This window comes from Streptomyces sp. NPDC093510 (assembly GCF_040683555.1).
GTDB lineage: Bacteria > Actinomycetota > Actinomycetes > Streptomycetales > Streptomycetaceae > Streptomyces.
The window spans coordinates 89,746-105,868 of the sequence record NZ_JBFBEE010000006.1 but is presented as its reverse complement, the minus strand read 5'-3'; the positions used below and the strand labels follow the sequence as shown (position 1 = coordinate 105,868).

Below are 16,123 nucleotides of genomic sequence, written 5' to 3'. Positions count from 1 at the left end.
ACGGCCCTGTGGTTCGGGACTTTCGACCTTGAGGCCCCGCCGTTCGCGACGCCGGGGGCCCATGGCAGATCTGGCAACGCTGAGACAGCGTCGGTACCTAGCGGACCCGGCCGTACAGGTTCGGCTTGTACCAGTCGAATGACGAGATCCGGACCCGTTCGCCCGGGCGCGGGGCCTCCAGGTATTGGCCATCGCCAAGGTAGATCGCCACGTGGTGAATGCCGGACGAGCTGCCGTTGCTGCTCCAGAACACCAGGTCTCCGCGGCGCAGGTCGGCGCGGGAGATCGGGGCGGAGGCGCGGTACTGGTCGTCGGCCACCCGGGGCAGCGAGATCCCGGCGCTGCGGTAGGCGGCCATCACCAGACCCGAGCAGTCCCAGCTGTGCGGGCCGTCACCGCCCCAGGCATAGGCGTCGCCGAGGTGGGCGGCGGCGAAGCTGATGGCAGCCTCGGTGCCGTGCCGGCGGGGGGTGCCGGGGCCGGAGGAACCACCGGAGGAGGGGCCGCCCGAAGACCTCGAACCGTCCACGAAATGCAGGTACTTGCTCTTGTGGCGGGTCCAGTACCAGTGGCCTCCCTTCTGGTACCAGTACACCCCGTCGGCGGCGTCATATCCGCCGCTGCCCCGGAACGTCGGCTCGGACGAGGAGGTCCGGCCGGACGGCAGGCTCCCTGATGCCTTACGGGAGTTGACGGAGCCACCGGAGTGCATGACGTACTTGTCGTAGTGGGACGTCCAGCGCCACCAGCCCGTGGCGTCCCTGTACCAGTACTTGGAGCCGTCCCAGCCGGCGTGGCTCGGCGCGGGTTCGGCCGAGGCAGTGCCGACGGCGGTGCCGGCCAGGACGGCCGCTCCGACGGCGGCCACGACGGCGCCGCGGACAGTGCAGCGCCGGTCGGCACGGACGGCCGAGGGAGTTCCCGCGCAGGCCGCGCAGGCCGCGCAGGTGCAGTCGACGGGTATCTCCTCGGTGAATTCGGGTGTCCGCACAGAGATTCCTTTCAGTGAGTGTCCACGGCGCTGCCACGCGCGGTGTAGAAGGCCACCGTCAAGTCCTTGACCAGGGCCTTCCGTTCGTAGTCGTCGAGTGCGACGAGCCCTCGCTGAGTGAGTCGGCTGACGGTGTCGTCGACGGCGTCGAGCACCGAGGTCAGCACGCTGTCACGGTGTTCGGCGTCGATCGCGGCGATCTGACGGCGCTGCATGGCGGCCGCGATTTCGGGCGCGTACTCGATCCGCGTCGGCCTCGCCGAGAACACCTCGATGCCGGCCGCCCGGCACTCGGCCGCCAGGGCCCGGCTGAGCGTGTCACCGACCGCCTCGGTGTCCCGCAGGGTCCCGGCGTCGTCGGAGAGCTCGCCGAACGCGTCGGCGGGCCGCTGCGAGACGACCCGCGCGGTCACCGCCTCTACCTGCTCACGCAGATACGCCACATGATCGTCGACGGCGAACAGCGCTCGCGCGGTGTCCATGACCCGCCACACCACGAGCACCACGACCTGCAGTCGCACTCCCTGCGCGTCGAATGCGGTCATCGGTTCGCTGCGCCAGTGCCGCAGCCGTACGTCGACGCGGTGGCGCAGCATCAGCGGGCTGATCCATACGAGGCCGGTGCGTCGGACGCTGCCCCGGTAACGGCCGAACAGCGTCAGGGCCCAGGCGGAACCGACCCGGCCCCGGGTGAGCCCGCCAAGGGCGAGCAGCGCGACGGCACCGCAGCCGCCGAGGGCGGCCCACTGCCGGACGGCAAGCTCGCCCGTCGACCGTTCGGGCAGCCGCAGCTCCGTCAGCCGCAAGGGCATGAGCCCCCAGGACCAGAGCAGCACGCCCGCCCCGGCAACCGCGAGGAGCGCGACGAGCACCGCCCACCAGCCGGAACAAGCGGGCCCGCGCCGCTCGACGAGCTCTCCTCCGAGCCGAAGAGGGGAGAGTGGCCGACGGATCTTGGCGGCACAGGCTGGTGCCGGGGCCGGGGCCGGGACCGGGGCCGGGGCCGGGGCCGGGGCCGGGGCAGATTCCCGCTCTGGGTCCGGAGCGGGCGTCTGCCGCACCGGCTCTTTCACCGCTTCGCCGTCCCGGAAGAGGCGGTCCATCGGGATCGCGCCGGGGTACTTCCAGACAACGGGCTCGGCGGTCTTCGTGCACTCGTCACCCGCACCGGCCGCCCTTCTACCCTCCGCGGTCGTCCCTATCGGGCGGGTTCCCGGTTCGGCTTCGGGATGCTTCTCGGCGACTTCGGACTCCGGTATCGGCACAGCACACTCCCAACGACGCCCAAGTCACGTACTCAGAGTGTCTTCTGGCGCCATGACGGATGATCAGTGACTACTCCAGCCCTTCAGGTCGAATGTGATCGACTGTGACCGAAGGGCCTTTCTTCAAGGGACCTCGGTCTCGAATCGGCGCACATAGAGATGTAAAGCGATCCGTTTTTTGATGACACCACCTCTCCGCGAAATTTACGGGAGTAATTCCCCTGCCCTCACGCGCCCTGCTGCGGATTCAGGCTACCCAGAGAACCCATTCAGGTCGATAAGGAATTTCCTCTATGGCGATAGGATCACCCTTTCACCCCTCCGTCACCTGAGTCGAATTGGTCTGTTTATGATGAGCGTCGGAGGGAGCTCGTCATGCGTGTGGAACAGTTGGAATATTTGGCGGCAGTCACACGGCTGGGGTCCTTGCGCCGCGCCGCCGAGGTACTGCACTTGTCGCAGCCTGCGCTGAGCGAGACACTCCGCAACCTGGAGCGGGAACTGGGAGTGGAGCTCCTGGAACGCAAGCGTTCCGGGGCGAAGATCAGCGACCAAGGGCGCGAACTGCTGCCGCACATCGCCGGGGTGCTTGACGCGGTCGACCGGCTGCGCCAAGCCGCCGACGAGCAGTACCAGGTCAGCCGTAGGCTGCGGCTGGGCACGGTCAGCGCGGCCACGGTCACACTGCTGACGCCGGCCATCCGTGAGTTCCGCGCCGCTCACCCATCGACCCAGGTGGAGGTGGTCGCTGACCGGCAGGACGGTATCCAACGACACCTGACCGAGGGCGGGTTCGACCTCGGATTGGTCAGCTACCTTCGAGACGACGATCTTCCGCCTGGCCTGCATACCACCGAACTGCTGCGCGGGCGCCCGGTCGTCTGTGTCCGCCCGGACAGCCCGCTGGCCGCGCTCGAGGCGGTCACCGTCACCGACCTGCTGGGCGAGCCGTTGATCGTGATGCGATCCGGTTATGTCATGCATCGCTACATCCATCGGCTGCTGAGCGGCCGTACGCCGTCCTTCTCCTACTCGGCCGACGGCGCCGAGATGAGCAAGCTGATGGTGGCCGAGGGGCTCGGCGCCACCGTGCTGCCGGACTACAGCGTGCTCGGCGACCCCCTGGAACGCAGCGGCACGATCACGTGTCGTCCGTTGGCCGGCGACTCCACCGAGCTCCGCGTCATGATCCAGCGACGCCACGCACACCCGGTCCCCACAGCGGCGCGGGAGCTGCACGCCATCCTTGTGCGTCGAGCCGCAGAGCGGCGCAAGCACCGGCCCGCAGCGCAACCTCCCCCGATCTGAGCGTTCTTCATCGAATCAGCGGGTGAGCGCGCGGTCAGGAGCTCTGTTCCATTCCGCATGAACAGAGCTCCTCCCCCGCTGGAGACCGTGGCCATGCCGGGCGCGAGCACCGACCCCGACCCGTCCGAGAAAGGCCCTCCTGCGTATGTCCGCCAGCCCGCCGAACGCTGCCTGTTCCCAGTGAGTCAAGGCCTGCTCGCAGCCTGCAGGTAGAGGTCCGGCCCGAGGCGCCGGCCGCGGCAGCCGCCGCCCTGTGCGGCTGTCACCGGGCACTTAGAGTCCGCCTGTTTGTGGCTGTCGGGTCCGGGACGAAGGTCCCGGACCTGCCGGGCGAAAGCCCTCGTCCCTTTCCCCCCTCCGTCCCTTCGGTTGGACGGGTCACCTTGTATGGTCGGGAAGGCAAGGTATGGACATTTGCACACGGAATATCGTTATGCCGAACTCATCAGATTCGACAACTTCCTGGCGCATGCCGCTACCACACACCCCTGCCGCAGCCTCCATCGCCCGCGTCCTGGTCCGCACGGCTCTGGCGGAGTCCCCTTGTACGGAGCCGGATGCTCATCATGACCGGCCCCACCCCTCCCCCACAGAGCGTGACACCGCCGAGCTCCTCACTGCCGAACTGGTCACCAACGCGGTCGAGCACACCGCTCGTCACGCGCCTCTCGAACTGGTCCTGGAAGTGCTGCCCACCAGCTGCCGAGTCGAAGTGCGTGACCACGACCCGACACCCGTGGCAGGCCTGACGAGGAGCGGCTCGCTGGAAGAACCCGATCCCCTGAGTGAACGCGGCCGCGGCCTGTCGCTCGTTCGCCGGCTCAGCTCGTCCGCCGGATGCCGGACCACCAAGCTGGGCAAGACCGTGTGGTTCACGCTCCCGCTGACAAATCGCAGCCGAGCCCGCTTGACTCCCGCACGCCCGCGCGAGGAAGCACTCGAGTGAACCCACAGTCCGCGGACGCACAGCAGTGCGCCGGGCAGCCCGAGCTGCCCGGCGCACGCTCTCACGTCTCGCCGTGGCCGTTCCGGGTGGGCAGCCCTTTCGCGTGGGCGGGAAGGGCCGTTCACCCGCGGCGGTGGCTAGTGGTGGTGGTGTCCGCGACCCCAGGACTCGGTGTCCACGGTGCGGTGGTGGTCGTTGCGCAGGATGGCCCTGTCGGCGTGGTTGTCCCACATGTAGTCGCGCCGGTCCTGGAAGAGGTGACCGCGGGTGTCGCGGCCGACACCGGTGTGGACCCGGACCGTCGAACGGCCGGCCAGGCGCACGTCGTGGAAGCGGTAGCGGAGGCCGTCGTCGTCGCGCAGCGTCCAGCCCTTCAGGTTGACCGCATGGCGGGTGTTGTTGGTGATCTCAACCCATTCGGCGTTCAGCGACCGGTTGGAGTGGTCGTCACGGCCAGGGCTGTCGGCCTGCACGGCGCTGATCTGCACCCGCGGATGCCGGTGATGTCCGCGGTCGGCGGCGGTGGCGGGCAGGGAGACGGCGGAGACGACAGCGCCGACGGTCAGGGCCGTGGCGGCGATACGGCGGGCGGTCGAAGAAGCAGACATGAGTGATGTCCCCTCAGGAGCTCTGCCTCACCAGCCGAAACAGCCGGTGAGTGCGTGGTGCGGGTGCCCGGCCCGTGTGGGCCGAGAACCCAAACTGTGAAGCTTCCATGAGGACAACGGGGAGCCGACCGCGCCCAGTTACGGATCACGGACATTCCCGTGATCCTCGCCTGCATACCCCACACATCCGCCTCGGGCGTGCCCCTGACATCCAGTGATCGTTACACCCACCCGTTGAACGATCAGCGGTAAGCGCTTGTGCACCCCGGCGCACCACCGGTATCACAACCCGGCGCTCCACCAAAAGAACCCGTAAATCTCGGTAACGGCAGTTATGCGCATTTCCTCGCACAGTCAGGCCCATTTCGCACAAGAAGATGACGAGCGGGGGACCCTCTTGAGCTACCCGGTTGACCCGGCGCAGGAGAGGGAGGCGCCGTTCACCACGGACAACCTCCGCGGGCGCTTCCCGCACGCCCCGGTGGCGACACCGGGCGGCTACCGGATGCCCTTCCGCGCGACCCCGCAAGCGGGTCCGGCCTGCTAGTTACTCTACGTAGCCAGAGAGTTGACGGTTCATCAGCTCAGCCTCCCAACTAATCCTATCGTCCTACGAGGGTAAGAACCGCCCTGAGCGGGAACGATTGACACATGACCTCGGTGCCGCCCAGGACCTCGGTGGCGTCCGGCGCCGGTCTTCGCACGCCGCGCCATCGACATTTTGATTACTCTCCGTGAAAGGAAAGAGACACTGCTGGACTGGGATACGGGCACCGCCGACTTCACCTTCGGCCTGCGTCACCGCGTGGTGAACGGCACTGATGTCCTTGCGTTTTGGGGCGAACTGGACGCCTGGGCCGACCAGGAGCTCGCCCCCCGCGTCACGGCACTCCTCGACCGGGCCGGCCCTCGGGTCGTCGCGGACCTCCGGGGAGTCACCTTCATGGATGCCGGCGGCCTGCGGCTGCTGGTGCGGATCAGAAACCAAGTGAACCTCGGCCAGGGGACCCTGTGGCTCGTGCCCGGCAGCCCGCGCAACCGGCGGCTGCTGCGCATCACCGCCCTCGACCGGGCCTTCACCATCCCCGCCGGAGCGCCCGTCCCCAGCGCGCGAGCCGGCGTCCGAAGCGGGTTCCACTGACGTGGCCCCCGCGGCAGAGCCGCGCAACCGGACCCGTCCCTGCCACAAGAGGGGCATCAAGAGACCCGCATGAGGCAGGGAGCCGGGGGCATTCGGGAGACATGCATCTCCCATCCATGCGTCTCCCTTCCGCGCGTCTCACCTCGGCCACCGTGCGCGGCAAGGGCAAAGCGAGGCGGGCCGCCAAGGGGCGCGGCGTCGCAGCGGTGGCGCGCGCCGGATTCATCGGGCGCGGCGTGCTGTATCTCCTCGTCGGCGCGCTGGCCCTGCGGATCGCCTTCTCCGACGACGACGGCCGTCAGGCCGACCGCGGCGGCGCCCTGGCCGAGCTCGCCGAGAAGCCGTTCGGGAACGTCCTGCTGTGGCTGCTCGGCTGCGCCCTCGCGGGCATGGCCCTGTGGCGGCTCTCCGAAGTGTTCTTCGGGCAGGCGGGTCCCGACGGCGACACCGCGGGCAAGCGGGCGCTCGCGGGTGGGCGCTGCCTCTTCTACAGCTTCGTGGCGTACTCCATCCTCGCCTACGCCACGGGAGACAAGGGAAGCGGCAGCGGCTCGAGCGACCGGCAGACACAGGACGCGACGGCGAAGGTGCTCGACTGGCCCGGCGGGAAGTGGATCGTCGCCGTGGCGGGCGCGGGTGTCATCGTGGCGGGGCTCTGGATCGCCGGACGCGCCCTCCTGCGCAAGTTCCACGACCGGTTGCGCATGTCCGAGATGTCCCGGCAGGTGCGCCGGGGGACCGACATCGTCGGCATCACCGGCGGCACGACCCGGGGTGTGGTGTTCGCCGTCGCGGGCGGCTTCGCCATCGCCGCGGCGCTGCGTCACAAGCCGGGCGAGGCCAAGGGCATCGACAACACCCTGCGCTCCTTCGCCGACACCGCCGCGGGCCCCTGGCTGCTCGCGCTGATCGCCGTCGGCCTGGCCGCCTTCGGTCTCTTCTCGTGGATGAACGCGCGCTGGCGCAAGCTCTGACCAGTTGTGGCACGGCATGCCATGGCCGTCATCGAGCGCCATGAAGGGCATACGGACGCCCCGCATGTACGATGACGTGGTGACTTCCCGCCCCCGTATCAGCATGGCCGAGCGCAAGCGCCGGCTCGTCTCGGACGAACTGACCGAGTCCGCACTGCAGTTGCTGGCGCTGAAGGGGTACGACGCGGTCACCGTCGACGAGATCGTGACCACCGCGGGTGTGTCCCGGCGCACGTTCTTCCGGTACTTCGCGTCCAAGGAGGACGTGGTCGTCCAGTTCCTCGCCGACATGGGCACCGGTATGCGAGCGGAACTGGCCGACCGGCCCACCGGGGAGCTGCCGTCGGAGGCGTTGCTGCACGCCGTCAAGGTGCCCCTCGCCGCCTGCTCCGACCACTTCGAACGCGCGCTGAGCGTGGTGCAGTTGATTCTGCGGACGCCCGCCCTGCTGGCCCGCTTCCTGGAGCGGCAGGCGCAGTGGCGCGACGATCTGACGGAGGAGATGGGGCGTCGCACGGGGCTCGATCCGGACGTCGAGCTGTATCCGCGGCTGGCCGCGGGGATCGCCCTTACAGCGTTCGACGCCGTGCTGCAACGGTGGAGCGGCAGCGACGGCGTCGAAGACCCGGCCGAACTGCTCGACCGGGCCTTCGCTGTGATCGCTCCGGCACTGGACACCGCGGAGGCGCGGTAGCCGGGCGAGCGGACCGGGGTGACCGGGCGATCGCCGGTCGCCATCTGGTCAGAAACCGGTCAGCCTGCTCAGGACCCGGTCAGAGCCTGCTCAGAGGCCGAATTCCTGCGGGGACACGCCGAGTGCCGCGCACGCTTCCCGCAGCACCTGCTCCTCGGCCGGGGCGATGTACCCGTCCGCGCCGGCGACGACAAAGCCCGTCTGCACGACGGCCTTCGCCTCCATCGGCTTCTTCGCCGCCTTGGCGATCTCCTGCATCGCCTCGGTCTTGCCCTGCTGGAAGTTGACCGACAGCTGGTCCACGTGTTTGTTGAACCGCTGACGCAGCTGGTCGGGCGGGAAGTTCTGCAGGACGTCGTTCTGCACGATCAGCGACTCGACGTGCTGTCGCTCCGCCGGGTCGACCGATCCGTCCGCGGCCGCGACCAGGGCGCACATGGCCATGCTCGCGTCGCGGTAGGCACCGCTCTTGAGCTCCGTCTTGAGGGAGGCGAGCTGGGTCTTGAGCACGCCCACGAGCTGAGCCTTCGACCCCCCGCCGGACCCGGAACCCGGCCGTCCGTGGCCGCCGGAGCTCCGTGTCCCCTGCGACTGCTGCAGACCCTTGGCCTGGTCCTTGATCCGGTCCCACATCGCCATCCGTGCCACCTCGACTGCTGTTCGCTGGGTGGCGCGCGGTTGCGCGCCACTTTGCCAACGCCTTACCAGCCAGCGAAGTTCCACACACGGCACTCGTTCAGCTGTTCAGTGCTTGTCGACTGTTCAGTCCTTGTCGACGTGCTCCCGAAGGATCTTGCGGTTGGCCGCGTCGACGTCGAAGGTCGTCTTGTTCCAGTCGTTGGTCGTCACGACGTCGACGGACCACAGCACCGTGCGGTCGTGGTCGGTGTCGTCGAGCTCGACGGAGGTGACGGTGCCCTTCGTCTTGTTCGTGGCGGTCTCCGCGGCCTGCTGCGGCGTCACGGTCGCCTTCTTCAGCCGGTCCGCGAGCTCGCGCTTGTCGTCGGCGTCCTGGTCCTTGTCGGCCTGCGCCTGGCCGGCCTTGCCGCTGACCGCGTCGACGCTGACGGAGTGCGCGCTGCCGTCGTCCGTCGCCACCTCGGCTTCCCAAGACGGCTTCTCCGGCGTCCCCTTGAGCTCGATCGAGACCGGCTTCGACTTGTCCACCGTCGCCAACGCGCTCTTCAGCGCGTCCTCGTAGCCGACCTTGGCCTTGGGTACGAGCGCCTTCCGCTCGGCCTGGTCGTCCGTGAGGGCGCCGCCGTCGGACGAGGTCGAGGGCGACGCCGCGCGGCCGGCCTCGGAGGCATCGGTCTTCGCGGCGTCACCGTCGTCGTTGCCGCAGCCGGTGAGCAGGGCTCCCGTCGCGAGCGCGGCGCACATCAGGGTGGCGGCCCGCGAGACCGGCAGGTGGCTACGCCTTACAGAACCATTCCTTTTTGTGACCATACAGACACATTAAGTCATATATCGTTTCCTCACCCGCCGAGACAACCGCCCTCTCACGCGAACGTCTTCTCACCCGAACGGCTTCTCACACGACCGCCCCTGTTCCCCGCTCCCGTCGCCTCCGCGCCTCCAGCGGGCTGTAACCGCCCTGCACCTCCCCCGAGCCGCCCGGTCGGCCGGTCCGCGCGGGCGGCGGCGCCGGATTGCGTCGTTCGAGTGCGACGGCGACCGGGACCGCCGTGAAGACGGTGGAGGCCATACCGACCAGCACGCCTGCGATCAGCGCCAGCGAGAAGTCGGCCAGCGAATCGCCGCCCAGCACCGCGAGGGCGGTGAGGATGAACAGCGCGCCCATACCCGTGTTCACCGTGCGGGGCAGGGTCTGCACGACGGCACGGTTGGCGAGGCCCTCCAGAGAGCCGCGCGGATCGCGGCTCCGTGCCTCGCGCACGCGGTCGAAGACGACCACCGTGTCGTTGACCGAGTAGCCGATCACCGTGAGCAGAGCGGCGAGGAAGACGCTGTCGACGGGCTTGCCGAGCCAGGCGAAGAGCCCCACCACGACCAGCACGTCATGGACCATCGCCGACACGGCCGCCGCCGCGAACGTCCAGCGGAAACGCACGCTCAGATAGATCAGCTGAGCGGCCACGGCGATGCCCAGCGCGATGAGTGCCTTCTGTCGCAGTTCGCTGCCGAGGCTCGGGCCGATCATTTCGTCGCGCTCGACGGTGACCGTGCCGCCGGGCCGCTCCAAGGCCGCCTTGACGCGCTGCTGTTCGGCGTCGGTCAGCCGTTCCGTCCGTACGGTGATGTCGCCGTCCCCGGACTCCTGCACCACCGCGCGCGGGAAGCCGGCGTCGGACACGGCGCCGCGGGCGGTGTCGGCGTCGACGGTCCTGCTCGTGCTGTACTCGACGAGGCGGCCGCCGGTGAACTCGACGCCGAACTCCAGGCCGCGCAGGGCGATGCCCGCGACGGCCACGACTACCAGGAGCGCGCTGGCGCCGAGCCAGCGGCGCCGGTGGCGCACCAGGTCCGGGTTGCGGCGGGCCAGCCAGGCGCGGACGCGGCCCGTGGAGGCGACCCCCGTCAGGGCGGGCCGCCTGCGCACGAAGTCCCGCCCGATGGCGAAGTCGGCGAGGACCCGGGTGATGACCAGCGCGGTGAGCATCGACGCGAGGACGCCGATGCACAGGGTGACGCCGAAGCCCTTGACCGGTCCTGTGGCGAAGAAGAACAGCAGCCCGGCGGCGAGCAGCGTCGTCACGTTCGAGTCGACGACCGCGCTCCACGCCTTCGCGAAGCCCGTGCGGACGGGCTTGGCGAGGTCCGGTGACCGGACGGCGAGGTACTCCTCCCTGGCGCGTTCGAAGACGAGCACGTTGGCGTCGACGGCCATGCCGATGGCGAGGACGAACCCGGCGAGTCCGGGCAGGGTGAGTGTCGCGCCGAGTGCCACGAGAGCGGCGTAGGAGATGAGGCCGTACAGCGCGAGGGCGAGGGCCGCGAGCGCGCCCATGAGCCGGTAGACGACGGTGATGAACAGTGCGGTCAGGGCGATGCCGATGAGGGCGGCCCGGGTGCTCGCCTCGATGGCGTCCGCACCGAGCGTCGGGCCGACCGTGCGCTGCTCCACGATGTCCACGGGCACGGGCAGTGCGCCGCCCTTGACGAGGGCGGCGAGGTCGCGGGCCTCGGACTGGTCGAAGCCGCCGGTGATCTGTGTGGAACCGCCGGTGATGCCGGACTTGCAGGCCACACCCTCGTTGACGCCGGGCGCCGAGATGATCTTGTTGTCGAGGGTGATGGCGACGCGCCGTTCGGGAGCTCCCTGCGGCGCGCAGGCCGCGTCGCCGGTGACCTTCGCCCAGGCGTCGCCCGCGTCCTTGCGGAAGTCGAGCGCGACGATCCATCCGGAGAGCGACTGCTGGTCGAGGGTCGCCTCGGCGTCCTTGACGCCCTCGCCGCTCAGCGCGGTCGGGCCGAGCCTGAGGTGGCTGCCCGGCCGGTCGGGGTCGGGCAGGGTGCGTGAGCCGTCGGCAGCGGGCTTCGCCGTGCCCTTCTCGGCCGACTCGCCCGTCACGGGGTGGACCGTCAGCTGGGCGGTGCGGCCGATGACGTCGGCGGCTTTCCGGGGGTCCTGGACGCCGGGCAGTTCGACGATGATGCGCTTCTCGCCGGAGCGTGCGATGCCGGGTTCGGAGACGCCGAGAGCGTCGACGCGGTGCCTGAGCACCTCCAGGGCGCGATCGGTGGACCCGGCGTCCGCCTTGACGGTGGGTGAGTCCTTGGTCTCCAGGACGATCTGGGTGCCGCCCCGCAGGTCGAGGCCGAGGCGGGCGGACTGGGTGAGGGCGATGTACAGGGACAGGGCGACGGCCGCGAGCGCGACGATCGCCCGCCACAAGGGTGCGCGGGACATGGGTGCGCGGGGCATGGGGTTCTCCACGATGAGGGCAGGACGGAAGGACGCGTGACCGGGTGTCGCGGGAGCGGTGCCGGGTCAGGCGTCGGTGAAGGTCTGCGTGCTCATCGGTGCGGAGGGCCGCGCGGGGCGGCGGCCGCAAGAGGCTGCCGCGGAAGTGGGGGCGCGGTGCCGGGGCGGGTGTCGGGTCCGCCCAGGGCGCGGTGGGGCGCGGTGTCGACTGCCGTGCGCGGCGGGCCGCCCGGCTGGGGGCCCGGAATGTGGGCGTCGGGCCGGTGCGTGAGGGCGACGTGGAGGGCGGGGACGTCGTGCGGCCCCGCCGGGTCTTCGGCGTGTGCCGCCACGGTGTGCCGGGTGAGCGGCCCGTCGGCCGGTGTCCCGTGCGCCCCCATGGTGGGGACGAAGAGGGCGAGCACCGTGACGAGGAGGGACAGCGCGGACGTGGCCAGGCGCGCGGAACGGCTCTGCTGCGACACGCGTGCCCCCGTCCCGTCGGCCCTCATCGGGTGTCTCTTCGGGTGCGCACGGCGTGGCCCCGCCCTGCTCAACGTACGGGCCACCCTGGAGCGTTCCTCCCTAGGGCGTCAAGTTCCGTACTCCACGAGACTGGTGGGCACCACGATCTGCCGTGGTGGTCCGCCGGTCCTGTTGTGCAGGTGGTCCAGGAGGAGGCGCCCCGCCGCGCGGCCGACTTCGTCGCTGTCGTACGCGACGAGTGTGAGGGCCAGGCCGAGCGCGTCGGCCAGTTCGAAGTCGTCGAAGCCGGCGAGGGCGATGTCCGTGCCGTCGGCGGTCCGTGCGTCGGTGGCCCGCAGGGCGCGGAACGCCCCTATCGTGTTGCGGTTGTTGGAGCAGAACAGCGCGGTCGGCGGGTCGGGCAGCGCGAGGAGCCCGGCCGCGGCGTGCGTGGCCTCGTGGGGTTCCGTCTGTCCCTGGCGTACGAGGCGGGTGTCGACGGCGAGTCCCGCCGAGGCCAGGGCGGCGGCGTAGCCGCGGAGGCGTTCGGTGCCGGTATATACGGCGGGCGGTGAGCCGAGGAAGCCGATGCGGCGGTGGCCGCGCGCCAGCAGGCGGGCCGTCGCGTCACGGGCGCCGCCGAAGTCGTCGACCAGCACGCAGTCCGCCGCGAACCCCTCGGGCGGGCGGCTGGCGAGGACCACGGGCACGCCGTCGGTCACCGCCGCGGCGAGGTGGCGCTGGTCGGCGCCCGCGGGCACGGCGATGATGCCGTCGACGCGGCGGGCCAGCAGGTCGGCGACCAGGTCCCGTTCGGCGTCGGGGTCCTGGCCGGTGTTGCCGATGACCGTCTTCAGGCCGTGCTCGGCGACCACGGAGTCGACGCCGAGGGCGAGGCGGGAGTAGAAGGGGTTGGCGAGGTTGGTGACGACGAGCCCGACCAGGCCGGTGCCTCGGCCGAGCCGGAGGCTGCGGGCGACCTCGTTGGGGCGGTAGCCGAGGGCTTCGGCCGCCGCCCGTACCCGCTCGCGGGTGGCTGGCAGGACCTGCGGGTCGTCGCGCAGCACTCTGGACGCCGTCATCGCACTGACCCCGGCCCGCTCGGCGACGTCCCGCAGGGTCGGCTGCCCGCTCCTGAGGTCGCGCGGCGGCCGGCCGCCGCGGGGTTCGTGCGGTCCGGGCATGCTGCGGATGTCCTTCCGTTCCGTTCGCCGCGCCGCCTGGGAACGGCGGTTCAGGGCACGGCGGCCGCGTGCGCCGCGGCTCCGACGAGTGCCGCGTTCCCGCCGAGCCCCGCGGGACGCAGCGTGACGGGAGTATCCCCCAGTCCGGCGCGCAGCGCGGGACGGAGCAGGTCCCAGGAGGTGGCCATGGCCCCGCCGACTACGAGGACGCTCGCGTCGAAGTCGCGCAGGCGTGGGGCGAGTACGGTGCCGAGGGTCGTGAAGGCCTCGTCCAGTACGCGTCGTGCGCGCCGCTCCCCCGCCCGGGCCCGTGTCGCGATGCCGCTCACGTCCAGGTCCGGGGGCAGGTCCCGGGCGTCCCGGTGGTCTGCGTCCTCTCCGTCCCCGCCTTCGTAGCGCGACAGGATGGCCCGCCGTGACACCGAGTCCTCCAGCGGCCTGCCACCCGCCTCGACGAGGTCGATACGGCCCTGTGGCGGTATGCCCGGCCCTTCGTGCTGTAGGCCGCCGGCCACCAGGAAGGCGGAGCCGACGCCCGTGCCGAGAGTGACGCCCGCGCATCGGTGGTGGTCGCGGGCGGCGCCCGCCAGCCACTCGCCGAGGAGGAAGGCGTGCGCGTCGTTGAGGAAGACGGTATCCGCCGGGCGTGGCCACACTCCGTCGAGGAGTACGGCGCGTACGTCGATGCCGTACAGGTCGTCGAACTTGCCGACGCCCTCGAAGCGGGCGATGCCCTTGTCGTGGTCGAAGGGTCCTGGCACGGCGACGCCCCACACCTGTCCGGCCGGGGCGTCCAGTTCTCCGGCGCAGCGGACGAGTGCGCCGAGTACGTGTTCGGCGGTGCCCCGGGGGTGGACGGGCTGTCGTATGTGCCGGGTCACGGTGGCCGTGCCGGGGTCCACGAGGGCCGCGGTGACGTGGGTGCCGCCGAGTTCGAGTACCGGTCTTCCGTGCGGCGGCCTCACGGGCGTACCAGCGCCTTGACGACCTTGACCGGGGTCTCGCCGACCGCCGCCAGCCGGTAGGCCCCGACCGCCGCGGGCACCGTCAGCGTCTCCGCGTGGGAGAGCAGGTGCCGCTCCCCCGCCGCCGTGTGCAGCAGGACACCCTCGCCCTCGGCCACGTTCAGGACGTGGAAGCGGCCGGCCGTGTCGTCGTCGGCCTCGGCGCCCGCGTCGAGAACGTGCCGCCGCACCTCGTAGAACATCTCGTCCAGTGCGCCGAGGAGTTCCTCGCGCCAGCCGTTTCCGGCGCGCAGGGTGCGCGGTTCCTGGACCAGGTCGTGTACGACGGCGTCGCCTCGGCGTTCGGACTCCAGGTTGGCGAGGCCGTGTTCGTAGGGGAGTTGGCGGGGCCGGCCGTCGGCGTCGGGGCGCAGCCAGTCGTAGAAGCGGAGGGAGTAGAGGTAGGGGGTGGCGCTGATCTCCAGGACGACGTTCCCCGAGCCGCTCGCGTGCGGGGTCCCGGCGGGAATCATGAAGAGGCGGCCCTGTTCGGCGGGGAAGGTCATGACGTGGTCCTCGGGGTCCATGGGGACGCCGTCGTGTGCGGCCTCCTCGATCTCCTTGCGGAAGAGGTCCAGGTCGGCGTCCTCGCGCAGGCCGAGGAAGACGCGGGTGTCCGGGCTGCCGAGGGTCATGTAGTACGTCTCGTGCTGGGTGTAGGACCAGCCGAACCGCTCCTTCATGTACCGCTCCTTGGGATGGCAGTGCACGGAGAGGTTGCCGCCGTCGACGGTGTCGAGGTAGTCGAAGCGGATCGGGAAGGAGGTGCCGAAGCGGGCGGTGACCTGGGGGCCGAGCATGGCCGCGGGGTGCAGGACGCACAGCAACTGGAAGGGTATTTCGGCCTGTTGGCCTGGGTGCGTGCCGATGAGGACGCCCGCTTCGGGGGCGATGAGTTCGTATCCGAGGGCGGTGTTGCGGGCCGTGGGGGCGAAGCCGAGCCGGCGCTGGGCCCAATGCCCGCCCCAGGGCGTCGAGTTGAAGTAGGGGCGGGTCCGTACGGGCCGGTGGGCGAGGTGTGCGAGGGTGGCGCGCAGTCCGGCGCCGTCGATGTAGGTGGGCCGTTCGGGGTCCTGGAGGTCGAGCCAGGCGTCGAGGCGGGGCGCGAGGGCGTCCCGGTGGCTGTCGAGGACGGGCCAGTCGATGTAGAAGAGCCGCCTCAGTTGCCCTTTCTCCCCGGGGAGTCCGAGGTTGTGTCCGGTGCCCGCTGCGACGGCCGCCTCGGCGTGGCGTTTGGGCCGGTCGGCGTACCAGAGCAGGTCGTGCGCCAGGAGCGCGGCGCCGGGTCCGTGGACGAGGAGCACTTCGCGGCCGGTGGGCGGCTGCGGTCGCGGGAGGTCGTCGAAGAGGTCGCGGAGAGGGGTCTCTGCGAGCTTGGCGTAGTAGGGGTCGGCGGTGTCCTCGGTGGATTCGGTGCGGCTGCGGACCGCGGCGGGCGGGGCGTGGTGGGCGCGCAGGTCCAGGGTCCGTACGGCGCTGCCGCGTGCGGTCAGTTCCTGGGTGAGCCGGGCGGCGAGGCCCTCCCAGTCGACGGTCGGCGGTCCGTCCACGGCGACGGTGGCGGGTCCCTGGGGCAGTTGCGCGGCGACGGCCTGCCAGCCGGTGGCGAGGACGGCGCCGGGCGCGGGGGCGTAGCGCGGGTCGAGCCGGTACACACGTTCTCCTTCGCGCGGAC

The 16,123-nt window shown here is 70.7% G+C and carries 14 protein-coding genes and 1 pseudogene; 5 read left to right on the top strand and 10 right to left on the bottom strand.

Annotated features, from left to right (window positions below):
* Positions 1-97: 97 nt before the first annotated feature.
* A complete protein-coding gene (locus AB0N81_RS11610; protein WP_365357594.1) occupies positions 98-991 on the bottom strand; it encodes a C40 family peptidase in 894 nt (297 codons plus the stop codon).
* A gap of 11 nt (positions 992-1,002) precedes the next feature.
* A pseudogene (locus AB0N81_RS11605) lies at positions 1,003-1,905 on the bottom strand (SPFH domain-containing protein); the annotation flags it as partial.
* Between the two features lie 726 nt (positions 1,906-2,631).
* On the opposite strand from AB0N81_RS11605, the gene AB0N81_RS11600 reads away from it, so the two are divergent.
* Positions 2,632-3,564 carry a LysR family transcriptional regulator gene (locus AB0N81_RS11600; protein ID WP_365357593.1) on the top strand — a complete coding sequence of 311 codons (933 nt, stop codon included), beginning with the start codon at positions 2,632-2,634 and terminating at the stop codon, positions 3,562-3,564.
* 469 nt (positions 3,565-4,033) lie between these two features.
* Positions 4,034-4,510 carry an ATP-binding protein gene (locus AB0N81_RS11595; RefSeq protein ID WP_365357592.1) on the top strand — a complete coding sequence of 159 codons (477 nt, stop codon included), beginning with the start codon at positions 4,034-4,036 and terminating at the stop codon, positions 4,508-4,510.
* A gap of 137 nt (positions 4,511-4,647) precedes the next feature.
* On the opposite strand, the gene AB0N81_RS11590 is transcribed toward AB0N81_RS11595, so the two are convergent.
* Complete coding sequence (locus AB0N81_RS11590) at positions 4,648-5,118, bottom strand: lamin tail domain-containing protein (RefSeq protein WP_365357591.1); 471 nt, start codon at positions 5,116-5,118, stop codon at positions 4,648-4,650.
* 721 nt (positions 5,119-5,839) lie between these two features.
* Here AB0N81_RS11590 and AB0N81_RS11585 point away from each other — a divergent pair.
* The 3 genes from AB0N81_RS11585 (at position 5,840) to AB0N81_RS11575 (ending at position 7,927) form a co-directional block, all read left to right on the top strand.
* A complete protein-coding gene (locus AB0N81_RS11585) occupies positions 5,840-6,259 on the top strand; it encodes an STAS domain-containing protein (protein WP_365357590.1) in 420 nt (139 codons plus the stop codon).
* Positions 6,260-6,375: 116 nt separating this feature from the next.
* Entirely contained in the window at positions 6,376-7,233 is an 858-nt protein-coding gene (locus AB0N81_RS11580) for a DUF1206 domain-containing protein (RefSeq protein ID WP_365357589.1), read from the top strand.
* Positions 7,234-7,297: 64 nt separating this feature from the next.
* The gene (locus AB0N81_RS11575; RefSeq protein WP_365357588.1) at positions 7,298-7,927 is read left to right on the top strand and encodes a TetR family transcriptional regulator; all 630 of its coding nucleotides are present in this window, start codon (positions 7,298-7,300) and stop codon (positions 7,925-7,927) included.
* A 90-nt stretch (positions 7,928-8,017) separates the two neighbouring features.
* Here the strand turns inward: AB0N81_RS11575 and AB0N81_RS11570 are convergent, their stop codons facing one another.
* From AB0N81_RS11570 to AB0N81_RS11540, 7 genes are all read right to left on the bottom strand, one after another.
* Positions 8,018-8,566, bottom strand: a complete 549-nt coding sequence (locus tag AB0N81_RS11570; RefSeq protein WP_365357587.1) for a TerB family tellurite resistance protein — start codon at positions 8,564-8,566, stop codon at positions 8,018-8,020.
* A 123-nt stretch (positions 8,567-8,689) separates the two neighbouring features.
* Positions 8,690-9,376, bottom strand: a complete 687-nt coding sequence (locus tag AB0N81_RS11565) for a PepSY domain-containing protein (protein ID WP_365357586.1) — start codon at positions 9,374-9,376, stop codon at positions 8,690-8,692.
* Between the two features lie 85 nt (positions 9,377-9,461).
* Entirely contained in the window at positions 9,462-11,801 is a 2,340-nt protein-coding gene (gene secD, locus AB0N81_RS11560) for a protein translocase subunit SecD (RefSeq protein WP_365357822.1), read from the bottom strand.
* Positions 11,802-11,908: 107 nt separating this feature from the next.
* Positions 11,909-12,280 (bottom strand): hypothetical protein, encoded by a 372-nt coding sequence (locus AB0N81_RS11555; RefSeq protein ID WP_365357585.1) that lies wholly within the window; start codon positions 12,278-12,280, stop codon positions 11,909-11,911.
* A 108-nt stretch (positions 12,281-12,388) separates the two neighbouring features.
* A complete protein-coding gene (locus tag AB0N81_RS11550; RefSeq protein ID WP_365357584.1) occupies positions 12,389-13,444 on the bottom strand; it encodes a LacI family DNA-binding transcriptional regulator in 1,056 nt (351 codons plus the stop codon).
* Positions 13,445-13,494: 50 nt separating this feature from the next.
* Positions 13,495-14,409 carry an ROK family protein gene (locus AB0N81_RS11545; protein ID WP_365357582.1) on the bottom strand — a complete coding sequence of 305 codons (915 nt, stop codon included), beginning with the start codon at positions 14,407-14,409 and terminating at the stop codon, positions 13,495-13,497.
* Positions 14,406-16,103 (bottom strand): hypothetical protein, encoded by a 1,698-nt coding sequence (locus AB0N81_RS11540; protein WP_365357581.1) that lies wholly within the window; start codon positions 16,101-16,103, stop codon positions 14,406-14,408. Before AB0N81_RS11540 ends, AB0N81_RS11545 begins: the two co-directional genes overlap by 4 nt.
* Positions 16,104-16,123: the final 20 nt, after the last annotated feature.